The organism is Paenibacillus sp. FSL H8-0457 (genome assembly GCF_038051935.1).
GTDB lineage: Bacteria > Bacillota > Bacilli > Paenibacillales > Paenibacillaceae > Paenibacillus_AQ > Paenibacillus_AQ lautus_A.
The window spans coordinates 6,656,355-6,673,012 of sequence record NZ_CP150293.1; the positions used below are offsets into that span (position 1 = coordinate 6,656,355).

A 16,658-nucleotide genomic window follows, 5' to 3' on the forward strand; every position below is an offset into this window, starting at 1 on the left:
AAGAAAAATCGCAAGTTTTCAGAACCTAACGAAAAGGACGACCGTAGTAAAGTTGAAACGGTCGTTCTTTTTTGTATATAATAGTTCTTGACCTTATGGTCAATCCAAGAACCGACAAGTTCTTAAGCGAGGTGAGCTATTGATTGGCTGATAAAACGGCAGAAAAACGACAGCAAATTCTCATCACTGCGATGCAGCTGTTTTCCGCGAAGGGCTCTTCGGTTACCTCCATGCAGGAAATCGCCGAAGTATGCGGGATGTCGAAAGGCAGCCTCTATCTTCATTTCAAGTCCAAAGAGGAATTGGAAAAGAGCATTTACGAGCATATCGCAGGCCGGATCAAAGACGAGATTCTCCGGGTCGATCACGATCCGCTGCTAGCGCCTAAGGAACAGCTGCGTAAACAGACGGAAGTGCTTCTGATCCATTTTCTAGAGATCCGGGAATTTCTCCTGAAGCAAATCCATGATCAGATGCCGGGAAAACCGCCTTTTGACAAGGAAAACATGCGACTGGAGATGCTTGCTGCATTGCAGTGGTTTAACAATAAGCTGAAAACCATTTATGGACCGGACGTTGAGCCGTATACGATTGAGATCGGCATGTTTATGGCCAGCATGCTGGGCTCGTATATCCGTTTTCTGTTCATGCCGGAATTCCATTTGAACGTGGGAATCACGGCAGATCACCAGATCCAGCTGCTCGATGATATCGTAGCCAGCATTCTTCGCAGACGGCCGGAGCCGCTGATCCCGATGGAGGCGGTTGGCCAATTGGGCCAATTATGCCAGACCGACGTTCCCAAACAGCGCCATCCGCTGATCGTCATTAAGGCAATGAAAAGCGAGCTGAAGAAGGTTCAGGCCGAGCCGGAAGAGCGGGAAGATGCGATGGAATCCCTCAATATTATGGAGAAAGAGCTGCTTGGTCTCCAGCCCAGCCGGGCCGTTCTGAAAGGAATGCTTGCTAACTTGGAGGGGATCGAGGAAATCGAAGCATTGTATACGGAGCTCAAGGGCACCATTTCGACTGTGCTTGAAAGCTATCTTACGCCCGGCGGCATGATGCAGGGGAATTCGTTCAAATTAGAGACATAGAGTTTGGAGAGGAGAGAGAATCGCCTAATGAAAGGAATTATCAATTTCTCGCTGCGCAACAAGTTTGCGATCTGGCTGCTGACCATCATCGTCAGCTTCGGTGGATTGTACGGCGGACTGACGATGAAGCAAGAAACCATTCCGGATATTAACGTTCCGTTCTTGAGTGTCACCGCCATCTATCCTGGTGCATCTCCCGAAGGCGTTGTGGAGGATGTAACCAAACCGCTCGAGACGAGACTCCGCAATATCGACGGCGTCAAAACCGTAACCTCCACTTCCATGGAGAATGCAGCGAATGTCATGGTTGAGTTTGATTATGGTAGTGATCTGGACAACGCTACGGCGGCTGTTCGCGAAGCCATCAACGAGGTAAAGCTGCCTGACGACGCCCAGAAACCTACCATATCCAAATTCAGCATGAGCTCCATGCCGGTTGTCTCGTTAAGCATTGCTAACAAGGACAACATGGAATTGGATGAATTGACCCGCATCACGGAGAATGACATCGTTCCCGAGCTGGAGGATTTGGACGGGGTTGCTTCCATCCAAGTAGCCGGCCAATTCGTGAATGAGGTACAGCTTAAGTTTAACCAGGACAAAATGAGCGAGCTTGGCCTGACCGAGGATACCGTCAAAGGTATCGTGCAAGGTTCGGCGCTGTACGCTCCGCTCGGCATGTTCGAAATGGAAAAGTCCCAAAAAGCCGTTGCCGTTGATGGCGGCATCATCGGCATCGACGATCTGAAGAATATCGCCATTCCGGTCATTCCGGGTGGCGGCGGGGCGGATGCGTCTGCCGGCGCCGGTGCTCCGAATGCTGGTGCAGGCCAGCAGCAACAGCCGCCTGGCGATGCTGCTGGGGCCGGTCAGCAAGCCGTGCCTGGCGCTGAAGCCGGTGCTGGTGCTGGTGCTGGCGCTGGTGGACAAAATAGTGCTCCTGGTATGCCAGCCGGCATTCCAACCGTCAAACTGAGCGAGATTGCCAAAATTGAAGTGATCGGCTCCTCGGAATCCATCTCCCGCACCAACGGGAAGGAATCGATCGGTATCCAAATCGTAAAAGCAAACGATGCCAACACGGTTGACGTCGTGAACCAGGTCAAAGACAAGGCCGAAGAATTGAGAGGCCTGTATCCTGGCATGGATCTGACGATCATGCTGGACCAAGGAAAGCCGATTGAGGACTCTGTCCATACGATGCTTTCCAAGGCATTATTCGGTGCGTTGTTCGCCGTTCTGATCATTATGGTCTTCCTGCGCAACATCCGTTCGACGATTATTTCGATCATTTCGATCCCGCTGTCCTTGCTGATTGCGGTTCTGTGCCTGAAGCAAATGGATATCACCTTGAACATGATGTCGCTCGGTGCCATGACCGTTGCCATCGGCCGGGTTGTCGATGACTCCATCGTGGTTATCGAGAATATTTACCGGCGCATGTCCCTCTCGACCGAGAAATTGAAGGGCCGAGAGCTCATCAGCGCCGCTACGCGCGAAATGTTTGTGCCGATCATGTCCTCCACCATCGTGACCATCGCGGTATTCCTGCCGCTTACATTGGTCAGCGGCATGGTAGGAGAGCTGTTCATGCCGTTTGCATTGACGATGGTCTTTGCCCTGCTTGCTTCCCTGGTCGTGGCGATTACGCTCGTACCTGCCATGGCGCACAGCCTGTTCCGCAAAGGCTTGAAGAACACACATGATCATGAAGAGAAGCCGGGTGCCATGGCCCGCGGCTATCGCTCCATCTTGAAATGGACCTTGAATCACAAAGCGATTACCTTCCTGGCAGCCATCGTGCTGCTCGTTGGAAGCTTGTTCTTGACCAAGTACCTGGGCGTAAGCTTTATTCCGGAACAGGAAGACAAATACGCGATGGTCACCTATTCACCTGAGCCTGGCGTAATGCTGGAGGATGTTGAGGATCGAGCCTTAAAAGCCGAGAAGCTGATCCTGGATCAACCAGGCGTGCAATCGATGCAATACTCCATCGGCGGAAGCAATCCGCTGGGCATGGGCTCCGCCAATTCAGGATTGTTCTACGTTATGTATGATCCGGACACGAAAAACTTCGAAGACGTCAAAAAGACGCTCATCGAAGATCTTGCCAAGGAAGTGCCGGACGGCACTTGGTCCAATATGGACATGGCAGCCGGCGGCTTTGGCGGCAGCCAGCTGACGGTGAACGTCTTCGGCGACTCGCTGGAGCAGATCAAGCCGGTGGCCGATCAAATCGCAGAGCTTGCGAACAAGGATACCGCGACGTTTGAAAATGCGAAAACCAGCTTGTCCGAAGCGTTTGAGCAGTACACGCTGGTAGCCGATCAAGAGAAGCTCAGCTCACTGGGCCTGACGGCCGGACAGCTGGCCATGAAGCTGGCCCCGGTACGGGAACGTCCGGTCTTGACCGAAGTCAAGATCGAAGACAAAACCTACAATGTTTATATTGAAGCGGACAGCAAAACCTATAAGAGCATTAAGGAAATCGAGAACGAAACCGTGACCTCTCCGCTTGGCATTGAAGTACCGATCAAGGATGTGGCCAAGGTGGAAAAAGGAACCACTCCGGATTCCATTACGCGCATCGACGGTAAAATGGTTGTGAGTGTCACAGCCGACATCCTGTCCAGCGATGTAGGCTCGGCTTCGACCAACCTGGAGACCGAAGTGAACAAGCTTGAGCTTCCAGACGGCGTGTCCGTCCAATTCGGAGGCGTCACCGAGCAAATTAACGAAACCTTCGGACAGCTCGGGCTTGCGATGCTGGCGGCCATCGCTATCGTATACTTTGTACTCGTGGTTACGTTTGGCGGGGGACTCGCTCCATTCGCCATCCTGTTCTCGCTGCCGTTCATTGTCATCGGCGCTATCATAGGCCTGCTCGTCACGGGCGAAACACTGAACGTGTCTGCACTGATGGGCGTGCTCATGCTGATTGGTATCGTTGTGACAAACGCGATCGTGTTGATCGACCGCGTGATCCATATGGAACGCGAAGGAATGAGCACGCGCGAAGCCCTGCTCGAAGCCGGCGCTACCCGCCTTCGTCCGATTCTGATGACGGCACTGGCAACCATCGGCGCGCTCCTTCCTCTCGTATTCGGCTGGGAGAGCAGCGCAGGCATCATCTCGAAAGGACTCGGCATCACGGTTATCGGCGGCCTGATCAGTTCGACGCTGCTGACGCTCGTGGTTGTACCTATCGTGTACGAATTCCTGATGAAGTTCAGCAAGAAGAGAATCGAAGATTAATTAGATTAAAATACCAAACGCCCCGGCCTCCTGCATTAGGAGACCGGGGCGTTGTTCTGTCTGGTGACGATGATTATGATGCTGGCGCTAATGCACCAGCATGACTTCCTTGGAATGCTTCCAGGTCTTCAGCATGTTCAGATCCTGTGCGAGGAATTCCTCCAGCAGGCTGAATAACGACTGGTATAGCGGACTTTGCGTGGACCCCTTCAGGTCCTTGCATAGGGATGGCACCCATGACATCAGATGCTCCTCCAAAAATTTCTCTTGTACCTCCATTAATTGCAACATGCTATCTTCACAATACGTATTGTTCAGCATACGGTCATGAAGCAGTGTCATAAATTCCAGTTCAATGGCTATATGATCGTCCGCTTCGCCATGCAGTTTATTAAAGGCAACACCGGCGGATGCATAACACTCAGCCAAATCCTGAGCGCATCCATCCTTCGTATAATGGGATTCCACCGCCTGGCGAGGTTTGGACAGCTGAAGCAGACGACGGTATTCCGCCCCCTCATATTCGCAAATCCGAACCAATTCCTCAGGCGAGCGTCCGCATAAATATTTCATCAGTTCCGTACCGGCCTTCGAACACTCCGCCGCCTTGCTAATTCCGCTCCCGCGGCTCCATTCCGCAATCATAGACAAGCTGGGCCAATTTCCCAAAAAATCAATCAGCAGCTCGTAGACCGTCCCCCGGTTTTCAAGCCACCTGTGACAGACGTCAGGCACCTCCAAAGTTTGAACAGGTGATATCGCCATATCGAACCTCCTATTGGTAACCTTTCTTGTTGGATGTGATATCCTTGACAGTATATCTTAGATGAACGTCTAATGAAAGCAGTTTGAAATGATTTCCGAAAATTTCGGAAAAATCAGGAAACTTTCGGAAATCTAGAATGTCACTACTCGCTTTCAAGGGGAGAAAGCTTTGGTCCACAGGTTCAATATACCTGATTTAGAAAGCGTTTTCTGTGATACTTCTCACAAATCCTTGAACTTATCCGCGCAGCTTGTCCGGCTGACATGACCCTTACAATGCATTGACTCCTGTTCGGGGAATGGCTACAATGTGACCATGCACGCTAGTAAAAGGGGGATTTCCATGATCGAACCGCTTAAAGATTCCTTCGGTCGTGTCCATGATTATATTCGAATCTCGGTGACGGATCGGTGCAATCTTCGTTGTGTATATTGTATGCCGGAAGAAGGGATGGAATTCCAACCTCACGATCAGATTATGAGCTATGAAGAGATCGCCTCGATCATGCGCGTTCTGGCCCCCATGGGCGTCTCCAAAGTACGCCTTACCGGCGGCGAGCCGCTTGTGCGCAAGGATCTGGAAACCTTGGTCCATCAGATTGCTTCCATTGAAGGAATTCAAGATATATCCCTCACCACCAACGGGATCATGCTCCCATCCAAGGCCCGCCTGCTGAAGGAAGCGGGACTCACCCGCATCAACATCAGCCTGGATTCGCTTCAGGAAGAGCGTTACGCTCGCATCACGCGCGGCGGCCAGGTGCATAAAGTGCTGGAAGGCATTGAAGCCGCTTATGAAGCCGGCCTGAATCCGATCAAGCTGAACATGGTGTTAATGAAGGGCTTCAATGAGGACGAGATTCGCGACTTTATCGCCCTGACGCTTGATCGTCCCCTTCATGTCCGCTTTATTGAATACATGCCGATCGGCCAAGCATCCGATACCTGGCGGGATTCGTACCTGCCGCTGAGCCGGGTATCCGAAGTGTGCCAAGAGGCCGGCTGGGCCATTCAAGAAGAGCAGGGCCCTTCCGGCAACGGTCCTTCACGCAATATGAAGGTGGTTGGAGCAACGGGAACGTTCGGTTTGATCCATCCGGTCAGCGATCATTTCTGCGATTCCTGCAACCGGCTCAGGCTGACGGCCGACGGCCATATCAAGGCTTGCCTATATTGGTCGGACGAATTTAACGTGCGCCGCGTCATCGATGACCCTTCGGCGGTGGCGAACCTGTTCCGCAAAGCGCTCGGCGCCAAGCCGCTGAATCATGAAATGGCGCTCGCGCTGGAGAAAAAGGCCCAAAGCCATACTCCTACGGCCCGGCGCATGTCGCAGATCGGCGGATGAGCTTCTGCTCAGCGCATGAGAGCAGAATCAGCATAACCAAAGCAAACCGCCTTTATATACTAGAAAGCCCCGCCAAGCATTCGAATGGCGGGGCTATTTTTATAGGATGCGTGCAGGGGACGATCATTCTTCCGTATTCAGCAGACCGCCTGCGGCCTCGTAATCCCCGGGCGTGTTCATGTTAAATAAGATTCGGCGCGGATCAAGGCCGCTGACCTCCGCTAATTCCTCCTCATTCGCAAAGACGGCATTCAGCTCCTGCACCCACTCCACCATGCGGAGCTGCCCCCGGATCAGCCTGCGCTCAAGGCTTTCCGCGGTCTCTCTGCGATACGCTGCCAGCAGCGGGTGCATCCTTCCTTCCACGACCGGGATTACGGCCTCAGCCGTGTCCTGCTTGTTCGCCAGATCCAGCAGCCCCTGGAGAAACCGCTCGTGGATATAAGGCATATCGCAAGCTGCGACCAGATTCCATGTGCTCCGGGAAGACTTCAGGGCGGCGTGAAGGCCCGCCATCGGACCTTGTCCGACATAGAGGTCGGGGACGCATTCCAAGCCGAGGAATTGATAAGATTCCGGGTCATTGGTAGACAGGATCACCCTTCCGCTGACTTTGTCCAGCGCGCGGACCGTCCGTTCAATCAAACTCATCCCCTCCATGGGCAGCAGCGCCTTGTTTCTCCCCATTCTCCGGGAGGCTCCTCCAGCAAGGGCGATTCCCGTCACTTGACCCGATGGCAGACGAACATCTTGGGAGTGAACGCTCATATGCTCCACCAGCCTTTCTTCAAGTTATAAAAAATCGGATTCAGTTTATAGGTTAATATCCAGAATAATGGAAAATCATTTAAAAGATGGTTTGTATCCCTTTTCAATGCGTGATACATTGAAAGGAAAGCGGCTTTTTTTCTTATACCGCGATTATGGATTGTATTCGGTTTGAAAGGAATGACCTACTTGCGGAATATGGACAATGCTCAACCTTCGCTGACATCGCTCAAGCTGTTCAACTTCTTCATTTACGGAACCATGGTCATCTTCACCGGTTTCTTCCAGTTGTATTTGCAAGATATCGGCATGAGCAAAATCGAAATCGGCAGCCTGATGGCGATTGCGCCATTTGTGTCCATCTTCGCCAATCCGTTCTGGGGATTCTGGAGTGACCGGGCGGCCAACATCAAACGCGTGCTGCTGATCATGATGACCGGTACACTGCTGCTGGTTCAGCTTGTTTTTCAGGCGAATACCTATGCAATGATATACATGACGATGATTTTCTTTTATTTTTTTCAGACGCCGATGTTCTCGCAGACAAATTCGCTGATTCTGACCTATATTGATGGAACTCAGCAAAAATTCGGCTCGTTCCGGCTGTGGGGCTCGCTCGGATGGGCGCTGACGGCCATCGCTGCCGGGCCTGTCATCGACCGGCTCGGGTCGGGACGCATCGCCATCGTGTTCTCGATCATGCTGCTGGTGGCGGCCGTGTTCATGTTTACGCTGCCCTCCATTCAGAAAACGGCGGCATCGGCATCGGTCAGCCTCAGGGGGCTCAGCAGGCTGTTCCTGAACTCCTATTTTGTCTGGTTCATCCTGTTAGGCATCATGGTATCCATCCCGAACACGGCGAACAATACCTTTATGTCCCTATACATTCTGGAGCTGGGCGGGACCAAGCAGACGGTCGGCCTCGCCATCTTCTTCTCATCGATATTCGAAGTGCTGATCTTCATTCTGTTTGACCGCTTCCTGAAGCGGAAAATCAACGTCCTGGTCGGCTGCCTGACGATTGTCAGCCTGCTCTTCGCGCTCCGCTGGCTGCTTATGGCCGAAGCCAACAGCCCGCTGGAGGTCGCCTTCATCCAGCTGCTGCACTGCGTTACCTTCGGCGGCTACTTCTATGTCGGCGTTCAGCTGACGATGCTGTTTGTTCCGACGCCGTACCGCGCCTCCGGCCAAGCGATCTATACCTTAAGCTGGAGCGGCATATCCGGTGTCATCGGCGGCCTTGCCGGCGGCTGGATGTTCCAGAACTTCGGAGCGCAGGCCATGTACCGGACCGGTACGATGCTTGCCATCGTGGGTGCCATCGGCTTTGGCTGGATGTGGTATAACCTGCGCAGGCACGGATACCAGCCGCTGCACCCGGACGATCCCGAAGACGACGAGATCGAGGAGTACGCTGCGAGTTAACACGAAGTTATCTCCCGTACGATTTCACTTCCAAGATGATATCACCGTAAATATAACAAGACTCGAATGAATCCTGGAACGGAATCTTCGAGTCTTGTTTACGTTTAGGGGCCAGGTCGACCTGATCAGCACCTACCCGTGCCTTTTTTTATTCTCTGGCTTGTTTAGTTCTTCGGAAGCTGGAACGAGCTCTTCAGGGAAACCACGCGGTTAAATACCGGACGTCCTGGCTGCGAATACTTCGAGTCGACGTTGAAATATCCGTGGCGGAAGAACTGGAACTTGTCCTGCGGCGCTGCATCCTTCATATTCGGCTCCACGAAGCCTTGCACGATTTGCAGCGAATTTGGATTGATGTCGTCCAAGAAGGACTTCTCGGCAGCTGCCTCCTCCGCTTCGCCTGCAACCTCGTGTACCAATTCCGCTTCTTCGTCTTCGTCCTTGAACAGCGGCTCGAACAGACGGAATTCGGCAGGCACGGCCTGCGTGGCCTCCACCCAGTGAATCGTCCCCTTCACCTTGCGTCCGGTAAAGCCGCTGCCGCTCTTCGTCTCCGGATCGTATGTGCAGTGAATTTCGACGACCTTGCCGTTCTCGTCTTTGATCACGTCATTGCACTTGATGAAATACGCATGCTTCAACCGGACCTCATTGCCCGGGAACAAGCGGAAATATTTGCTCGGCGGATCTTCCATGAAATCCTCTTGCTCAATATAAATCTCGCGCGAGAACGGAATCTGGCGGATCCCCATCTCCGGATTCTCCGTGTTGTTCTCGGCGTCCAGCCATTCGACCTGACCTTCAGGGTAGTTCGTAATAACCACCTTCAGCGGGTCCAGCACGGCCATCGTGCGGGGCGCCTTCAGCTTCAGGTCTTCACGGATAAAGTGCTCCATCACTTGGCGGTCCACCGTGCCGTAAGCCTTCGAGATTCCCGTCTCGAACACGAAATTGCGAATGGCTTCCGGCGTATAGCCCAGACGGCGAAGTCCGGAGATCGTCGGCATGCGCGGATCGTCCCAGCCGTCTACAATGTTCTCGTCTACGAGCTGCTTCAGCTTGCGTTTGCTGGTTACCGTCTGCACCACGTTCAGACGCCCGAATTCGTACTGACGCGGCGTGCTGTCCATCTCGCATTCCGCCACGACCCAATCATAGAACGGGCGCTGATCTTCAAACTCCAGGGAGCACAGGGAATGCGTAACCCCTTCGATGGCATCCTCCAGCGGATGGGCAAAAGCATACATCGGATAGATGCACCACTTATCCCCTGTATTGTGATGATGCGCGTGGGAGATCCGGTAGATGACCGGATCCCGCAGATTGATATTCGGGGAAGCCATATCGATCTTGGCGCGCAGCACGCGTTCACCGTTGGCGAATTCCCCTTTGCGCATCCGCTCGAACAGATCCAGGTTCTCTTCCACGCTGCGGTCCCGGTATGGACTGTTCTGTCCAGGCTCGGTCAAGGTTCCGCGCGTTTGGCGGATTTGGTCAGCGGACTGGTCGTCCACGTAAGCCTTCCCTTTCTTAATCAGCAGCACCGCGCGATTGTACATCTCTTCAAAATAATCGGACGCGAACCGCAGCTCTTCCCAATCGAAGCCAAGCCACTTCACGTCTTCCTTGATGGAGTTCACGTACTCGATGTCTTCCTTCACCGGGTTCGTGTCATCAAACCGCAAGTGTGTCCGTCCGCCGAATTCATCGGCCAGCGTAAAATTGATCCAAATGGCCTTGGCATGTCCAATATGCAGGTAACCGTTCGGCTCCGGCGGGAAACGGGTAACGATCTCCTTGACTTTACCGGACTTCAGGTCTTCGGTAATAACATTCTTTATAAAATTGGAGGGGGTGCCCCGATGGTTCTCCACGTTGATCAACCTTTCGTCCTGTAATTTCTGTCTATCTCCTGTATAAACGTGTTTCTCTTAAATATACCTGTAATGACGCGATTGTTCAAGGAATTCGGCACTCCCGCGCAGTAAGCCTGCGACTGGGGACAGGGGGGCCGGCAGGCAATAACTACAAGTCCTCAACCTGTTTGCAGAGGCTCCTCCCTTAGCCGGATATAGCAGCGAAAATCATTTTGACGGGGGCTTTTTAATAGGGTAGCATGGAGAGAAAAACAGTGTTTGAAGGAGGCCGGCCATCATCTTATGAAGCCCAGCAAATTTCCAAAAGAACAGCGCGAACAGCTGATTGAATTGGTGCAGGAATACTTTGAAACGGAACGCGGCGAAACCCTCGGAAATCTGGCCGCAGAGAGTGTTCTTGATTTTTTCGTGGAGACCTTGGGGCCTCATCTATACAATCAAGCGCTCAGCGACTGCCGAACGGTTGTCAATCAGCGCATGATTTCCCTGGAAGAAGATATTTACGCATTGGAGCAAAAAGTGAAGCGAACTCGTTAGAGGCACATATACTTTATACTTCGCAATGGAGAACAAAGGAGATACCGTATGTTTGGATACACATTGGACGATCATGTTGAATTGCGCCCGCTTGCCATCGAACATGCACGGGCGATGTTCGAGATTACCGACCGGTCGCGTGACCGTCTTCGCAAGTGGCTTCCGTGGGTGGATGCCGTCACCGAGGTTAACGATACCCTCAACTATATCAAGGGTGCCATGAAGCAAGCAGCCGACAATGGCGGCTTCTCGGCAGGCATCTGGGTGCGCGAGGAGCTGGCGGGCACGATCTCGTTTCACGAGATCGATTGGAACAATCGCTCGGTCGGCATCGGCTACTGGCTGGATCAGCATTTTACGGGGCAAGGCCTGATGACAAGCGCGTGCCGCGCGTTCACGGATCACGCGCTGATGCGCATGGGCCTGAACCGGGTGGAGATTCGATGCGCAACGGCTAACCATCGCAGCCGGGCGATTCCGGAACGTCTGGGCTTTGTCCTTGAGGGAGTCATACGGGAAGCCGAGAAGCTGCCCCAAGGCTATGTCAACCATGCGGTCTACGGCATGATTCAGAGCGAATGGAAGCGGATGAGGTAACGCATACGGTTTAGCTTCGCCGGTACTGGCATTTTCTATAATTCCAATAAAAAAAACGGCTTGTATCCTACCAAAAGGACGCAAGCCGTTTTTGTTGTCCGTATGTGTTCTAGAACGCGGGCTAACCTTGGCTTAGAGCTTGGCAAGAGTCCGCGCGACTTCAATCCTGATGGCTTCGAAGGGTCGCCAGCCATGTCCCGAATTGCGACTTCAAGCTTGAGGCGAGTTCGTCGATCTCCAGCATGCGCTCAAGCCCTTGTTCATCCTTTCGCCCGTCCTTCATCATGCGAAGCACTTCCAGCACCGTGATGCCGGAAGCTTGGGAATCAAGCCGGGTAACGGGGGAGTCTGCGCTGATGCTTCCTTCCTCGAGCACGCGGAAATAAAAACCGCTGTAACCCGTGTTCAGCACCCTTGCCGGCATGTCCTTGACGCCATGCTTTTGCGACAGCTTAAAGCAGGGATATCGGGGCTGGCTGACCTGCAGTACCGCCTCCCCTACCCGGTATACGTCTCCGATGCGGACTTCATCCTCCAGCAGCCCTCGCAGCGTCAGATTTTCGCCGAATGCGGCATACGGCATCGGTTTGCCCAAGGACCGTTCCCAATACGGATAATGCTCCGAAGGATACGCGCACACCGCCTTATCCAAGCCGCCGTGATTGATGAGATCGGCTTGCCCGTCCCCTTCGAAATTCAATGAACTTAGAAACAAGGAGCCTTCCACAGGCTGCTTATAAATTCCGGTAGACAGGTCCTTCCCCTGGTAATCCACCGTTACAGGCTTTCCCACATTCAGCGATACAATGCCCATGGTCATGGAAAAACAACCTCCGCTATCTTTCTTTTCATCTACTATATGCAATCGGGTATGCCCTTGTCCAGAAGCCGTTTCAGTGGGAGGACCCCAAAAACAAAAAGGCCAACCAGAACTCTCTGGTTGACCTAATCATACGAACAACCCGGCAAAACCGCCGGACTGTTCAAGCCTATGATCTCATCTCTTTCGCATCCGTGAACCGGACCAGGGTGATATCCTGAGGGGAATCATGATAAGAAGTAACACATTAAAATATCATCAACGTAACGTCCATCCACGTAGAACTCCCGAATCAGCCGCCCCTCTTCCTTAAACCCGCAGTTTCTGTAAAAGGAGAGCGCGCCCGGGTTGCTGGACAGCACCCGCAGCCTCAGCTTCGCAATGCCTTCCACCCGCGCCATATCCTTCGCCGCCTCGATCAGCCGCTGTCCGATGCCCTGCCGCTGATGGGCAGGGTGGACCGCGATGTTCAGCTCGAGCACATGGCGATTGCTGTTAAGGCCTGTGGGCGAACGGAAGCCGACGTAACCGCACAGCTCCCCTTCATGCAGCGCAACAAGCTGCGTGCCTGGCGGGCACTGCAGAAGATAATGGTCCCGCGAGCTCCATTTCAGGGGCTCCGGGGCCGTATTGCGATCCCATACCAGTTCGTCGAGTTCCATAAGCGCAGCGGCATCCTTCATTTCCGAGAACCGGATGGTCACTGTCTCTTGACGGGTCTTCATCGACATCCCTCGCTTCGATAACCATTCCCTATATTATAACAGACCGGTTCGGTTCCTGCAGACGAGTTTCACGGGTTACGATTTATTGTTCATGATCGCCGCCGTAAATATCCACGACGCAGCCTTGTTCGTCATTTCCGGTCAACCGCTTGAAATCTTCGCCCGAGATGCGAACGCCTCCCAAGCGGTAGCGGTTCTGAATCGTATTCGCGGATACATCCTGCCCGTTAATCGTGACACGGGTCTGCTCGGTGCCATCCATATGATAAACGAATGTTACCGGGACGCCGTCATAGTTGAATTGGAACTCCAAACCATCCAGCGCCTTCGGCAGAACCGGGTCGATCACCAGGTCGCCTCCGGCTTCGCGGATGCCCAGCGCATTGGAGATCAGCTGATTCATGTAGATCCCCGGACCGCTGGAATAAATCCGCCATCCCCCTTTGACAGGTATGTCTCCGCTGCGCAGCGCATCAAACGATTCCTGGGCTTCGTAGCGCGTGTTGAACTTTCCGTCCGAGCTGCTGAAATAAGCATTGCTCTGGCGCAGCTCCGCATTCGGCACCACCTCGGTGATGCCGATCGGGTTGATGCGCTCAAGCCCGCTCCAAACCTCGCTGCTCTTGCCGAGCTTGGCCATGGCTTCGACAAAGCGGATATGCGCATGCACATATTGAAGGCCAACCTCCCGGCCGAAATTCGCCGCTTGCTCCGCCCGCTTAAAGTGCGTGCTGACGCCGCCGGCATATACCGCCGGGCGGTTCATCAGCCTTACGCCGTCCGGACAGAACAGCTGCTCCCGAATAATCTCATAATGGCTGGCCGCCTGCTCCGGGGTCAACAGCTCGCTGATCATGCTGCGGGTCATCGGCAGCAGGCGGTACTGGATCCCCGTTTCCTGATCGGAAGGATGCAGCAGGAATCTGCTCTGCTCCTTGCTCTCCATATAGACAAAGCCCGGAATGACTTCGGAATTCAGGATATAGGTATTGAAATCCCGCTGAATTCCTTCAGCGAGTTCCCCCATCGCACCCGACATCGCTTGATCCACGCTTTCCATGACGCGGGAGAACTGGTTCAAGGTCTGATACGTCAAGGCGACCGTCCAGCTGCTGACCATGAACTGCTTCAACTGGGCGTTAGCCGGCTGCAGCGTATCGTCCCAGTCCCCGTCCCCATACGAAGACAGATGGGTACCATGAAGGAAATGCTCCTGAATATAGGCTATTTGCTTCTTCACGTGTTCAAGCACGGTGTACGTCCGCTCCGTAAAATCGAAGCTGTGCTTTCTCGTGTAAGGAACGGCCGACTCCAGGATGCTGTAATCGTTGGTAACGGCCAAATAATCGCCCAGCACCTTCAGCGGCCATACGATGATGTCGCCGTGGCTCTCTTCCTGCTGGATATGGGCATACTTATCAAACATGAACCACTGCGGCCAGTTTCCGTCATCCTCATATTGGTGGGAATACACCTCAAGCAGGATGTCGCGGACCTGCTCGTATTTATGCGTGGCCATGAAGTATTCCACGGGCCCCTGGCATACATCGCGCGTTCCCCACGCCGCACCGCCGTACTGTTCCAACCCGTGCGGCACCGAATAATGGACGAGCATATTGTGCGTATACCACCAGGCAAGCGCATTGACTTTGAATAAGCCGTCATCCTGCCCGTTGTTCAAGCTCAGATGGAACCCGTTCATAACGGATGCGTAAAACGAACGATAGTTTGCAATCTCCTCATCCGCATTCCGCGCCTCGATTGGAGCATCCGCTGCATCAAGGCTGCCTTGCACCGTCATGGCCCACTCGACACTCTCGGCGAGCTCAAGCACCGTTAAGGAAGCGCTCCCTGGCGCGATGTTGCTTGCCAGACAGGTTTCGTCCGTCACCTGCATATCGGCTCCCGTCACCCCAAGCCGATAATGCAGATCCTTGTACACGGACGCGCTCAGCGAAGCCGAGTCGGCACGGAACGTGAGGACGCCGTCTTCCTGGACCACATGATACGGCACTTCATATTCGTTGACATCCATCGTCATCTGCATGGTCACCAGATAACGGTAGGCTCTTCCGCTTTCGGAACGGACCTGAAGCGTAACCTCCGGTGCCGCGGCGGACGTGAAGTTCGTGATGATCAGCTTGTCGTTTTCGGTTTTGTAATACCAGCGTACATAGTTAAAACCGATCTCGAACACGGACGGCATCGTCAAGAGGCGGTACTGTCCGTCCATCTCGACATAGATCCGCTGTCCGGAAGTCTTGGGCACGTTCAGCGCGTTCCGCGCATGACTCATCATTTTGTTAAAGTTCGTGTTTCCCGTCACCAGCTGGGAATTAAACACGCCATACATGTAGGAGGTGGTCGTGATGACCGGGCTGCCCAGCTTGACGTTGTTGCCGCTCATCAAGATATGGCCGTGCGGACGCTCCACGCGAAGCTCCTTCTCCTTCAAGACGATATGCTCATAGGTGTCCGTGAAGAACGAAAGCAGCGTTTCCCCGTCTCTCTCCTCTTGGCGGCGTACAGGATACAGTGCGTTCAGTTCGTCTGCCGTCAGCGGCACGGTCTGCAGAGGTTCGCCGAAGCGGTCGGAACGTTCCATCTGCGGCAGCTTATTGCCCGTATCGGTCAAACGGCGTGCTTCCGCCTGCTGCCAGGCGGCCTGGAGCTCCTCCTGGTATTCGAGCGCAGTGACGGCATCCGGATGATCCTCCTTAAACAAACCGTAGAATACGAACCGGGCCGTCCCGTTCAACGTTACGCGAGGGGACTGCAGAGCCGTATAGGCAAACTCGTATTGATATACCTCATTCGGGAGGTTCTCTTTGAATAAAGCCTCTGCCCGATTCGTCTCTTTATAGGAAAGACCGAAGAACTGAAAGCCGTCCGTGGCATACCCGACCGCCGATGTCAGCGATCCCTGCTGAAGATAAGGGAATGCGCCACCCTGCGGCTGATTTTGGCGGGAGCACACGACATAACCCCGATCTTCCTGACGGAACACGGCATGGTCGATGTATTGGGACAGGTACGCTTCATTGTTTCGAACGGCGCCCGGAAGGGCAATCCCGATATCCTGCCCGTAGACGACGTCGGCTTGTATTCCTTCCCCTTGGAGTTCGATGTCCCAAAACCACGCACCGGCATCCGTTGGGGTAAACCGTATCGTATAGACCACTCCCTTGACGCTGCCTTCCCACATCATCCGGTTATCCGCATGCGTGACCACGCTTCGGGAATGCACCCCGAGCATGGGAACGGCCTCGATGCCGTCTTCGGTATGGATTCTCAGAAACAAATTGTTGAGGGCGCCGTCAATCGAATTGGAGAGCAGTTGATTGATCATCGTCGTGCCGTAAGCAGCTTGATAAAGATCCCCGCTCGGCAAAAAGGTAAACGTCAATTCTCCCGCCTGGAGTACAACTTTCGCATCGTTCATTA

General features: G+C 53.6%; 12 protein-coding genes. 6 read left to right on the forward strand and 6 right to left on the reverse strand.

The genetic code is table 11. The features are described from left to right. Positions 1–143 precede the first annotated feature (143 nt). Positions 144–1,097: a TetR/AcrR family transcriptional regulator gene (locus MHI43_RS30095; protein WP_015737766.1), complete on the forward strand. Its 954-nt coding sequence runs from the start codon at positions 144–146 to the stop codon at positions 1,095–1,097. Between the two features lie 27 nt (positions 1,098–1,124). Beyond that, positions 1,125–4,352, forward strand: coding sequence for an efflux RND transporter permease subunit (locus MHI43_RS30100; protein WP_036662068.1), 3,228 nt, complete (start codon positions 1,125–1,127; stop codon positions 4,350–4,352). 87 nt (positions 4,353–4,439) lie between these two features. Here the strand turns inward: MHI43_RS30100 and MHI43_RS30105 are convergent, their stop codons facing one another. Continuing rightward, a complete protein-coding gene (locus MHI43_RS30105) occupies positions 4,440–5,117 on the reverse strand; it encodes a molecular chaperone TorD family protein (RefSeq protein ID WP_036662067.1) in 678 nt (225 codons plus the stop codon). 343 nt (positions 5,118–5,460) lie between these two features. Here MHI43_RS30105 and moaA point away from each other — a divergent pair, with 343 nt between their 5' ends. Then, a complete protein-coding gene (gene moaA, locus MHI43_RS30110; RefSeq protein ID WP_036662065.1) occupies positions 5,461–6,465 on the forward strand; it encodes a GTP 3',8-cyclase MoaA in 1,005 nt (334 codons plus the stop codon). 123 nt (positions 6,466–6,588) lie between these two features. Here the strand turns inward: moaA and MHI43_RS30115 are convergent, their stop codons facing one another. Further along, positions 6,589–7,152 carry a molybdenum cofactor guanylyltransferase gene (locus MHI43_RS30115; protein WP_341283199.1) on the reverse strand — a complete coding sequence of 188 codons (564 nt, stop codon included), beginning with the start codon at positions 7,150–7,152 and terminating at the stop codon, positions 6,589–6,591. 279 nt (positions 7,153–7,431) lie between these two features. Between MHI43_RS30115 and MHI43_RS30120 the strand changes: the two genes are divergently transcribed. Further along, positions 7,432–8,658 carry an MFS transporter gene (locus MHI43_RS30120; RefSeq protein WP_085982523.1) on the forward strand — a complete coding sequence of 409 codons (1,227 nt, stop codon included), beginning with the start codon at positions 7,432–7,434 and terminating at the stop codon, positions 8,656–8,658. A gap of 164 nt (positions 8,659–8,822) precedes the next feature. Here the strand turns inward: MHI43_RS30120 and MHI43_RS30125 are convergent, their stop codons facing one another. Next, positions 8,823–10,541 carry a glutamine--tRNA ligase/YqeY domain fusion protein gene (locus MHI43_RS30125; protein ID WP_036662064.1) on the reverse strand — a complete coding sequence of 573 codons (1,719 nt, stop codon included), beginning with the start codon at positions 10,539–10,541 and terminating at the stop codon, positions 8,823–8,825. 276 nt (positions 10,542–10,817) lie between these two features. Here MHI43_RS30125 and MHI43_RS30130 point away from each other — a divergent pair, with 276 nt between their 5' ends. Both MHI43_RS30130 and MHI43_RS30135 read left to right on the forward strand, forming a co-directional pair. Continuing rightward, positions 10,818–11,072: a DUF2164 domain-containing protein gene (locus tag MHI43_RS30130; RefSeq protein WP_036662061.1), complete on the forward strand. Its 255-nt coding sequence runs from the start codon at positions 10,818–10,820 to the stop codon at positions 11,070–11,072. A 48-nt stretch (positions 11,073–11,120) separates the two neighbouring features. Beyond that, positions 11,121–11,669: a GNAT family protein gene (locus MHI43_RS30135; protein ID WP_009594522.1), complete on the forward strand. Its 549-nt coding sequence runs from the start codon at positions 11,121–11,123 to the stop codon at positions 11,667–11,669. Between the two features lie 160 nt (positions 11,670–11,829). Here MHI43_RS30135 and MHI43_RS30140 read toward each other — a convergent pair whose 3' ends face one another. The 3 genes from MHI43_RS30140 to MHI43_RS30150 form a co-directional block, all read right to left on the reverse strand. Next, positions 11,830–12,489, reverse strand: a complete 660-nt coding sequence (locus MHI43_RS30140) for an MOSC domain-containing protein (protein WP_015737773.1) — start codon at positions 12,487–12,489, stop codon at positions 11,830–11,832. Positions 12,490–12,716: 227 nt separating this feature from the next. Further along, positions 12,717–13,214 (reverse strand): GNAT family N-acetyltransferase, encoded by a 498-nt coding sequence (locus tag MHI43_RS30145; RefSeq protein WP_015737774.1) that lies wholly within the window; start codon positions 13,212–13,214, stop codon positions 12,717–12,719. Between the two features lie 82 nt (positions 13,215–13,296). Next, positions 13,297–16,656 (reverse strand): cellobiose phosphorylase, encoded by a 3,360-nt coding sequence (locus tag MHI43_RS30150; RefSeq protein ID WP_341283200.1) that lies wholly within the window; start codon positions 16,654–16,656, stop codon positions 13,297–13,299. Positions 16,657–16,658: the final 2 nt, after the last annotated feature.

Coding starts and splice junctions, on each gene's coding strand:
- MHI43_RS30135 (WP_009594522.1), top strand. CDS start 11,121: ATGTTTGGATACACATTGGACGATCATGTTGAATTGCGCCCGCTTGCC.
- moaA (WP_036662065.1), top strand. CDS start 5,461: ATGATCGAACCGCTTAAAGATTCCTTCGGTCGTGTCCATGATTATATT.
- MHI43_RS30100 (WP_036662068.1), top strand. CDS start 1,125: ATGAAAGGAATTATCAATTTCTCGCTGCGCAACAAGTTTGCGATCTGG.
- MHI43_RS30105 (WP_036662067.1), bottom strand. CDS start 5,117: ATGGCGATATCACCTGTTCAAACTTTGGAGGTGCCTGACGTCTGTCAC.
- MHI43_RS30140 (WP_015737773.1), bottom strand. CDS start 12,489: ATGACCATGGGCATTGTATCGCTGAATGTGGGAAAGCCTGTAACGGTG.
- MHI43_RS30145 (WP_015737774.1), bottom strand. CDS start 13,214: ATGAAGACCCGTCAAGAGACAGTGACCATCCGGTTCTCGGAAATGAAG.
- MHI43_RS30115 (WP_341283199.1), bottom strand. CDS start 7,152: ATGGGGAGAAACAAGGCGCTGCTGCCCATGGAGGGGATGAGTTTGATT.
- MHI43_RS30130 (WP_036662061.1), top strand. CDS start 10,818: ATGAAGCCCAGCAAATTTCCAAAAGAACAGCGCGAACAGCTGATTGAA.
- MHI43_RS30150 (WP_341283200.1), bottom strand. CDS start 16,656: ATGAACGATGCGAAAGTTGTACTCCAGGCGGGAGAATTGACGTTTACC.
- MHI43_RS30120 (WP_085982523.1), top strand. CDS start 7,432: ATGGACAATGCTCAACCTTCGCTGACATCGCTCAAGCTGTTCAACTTC.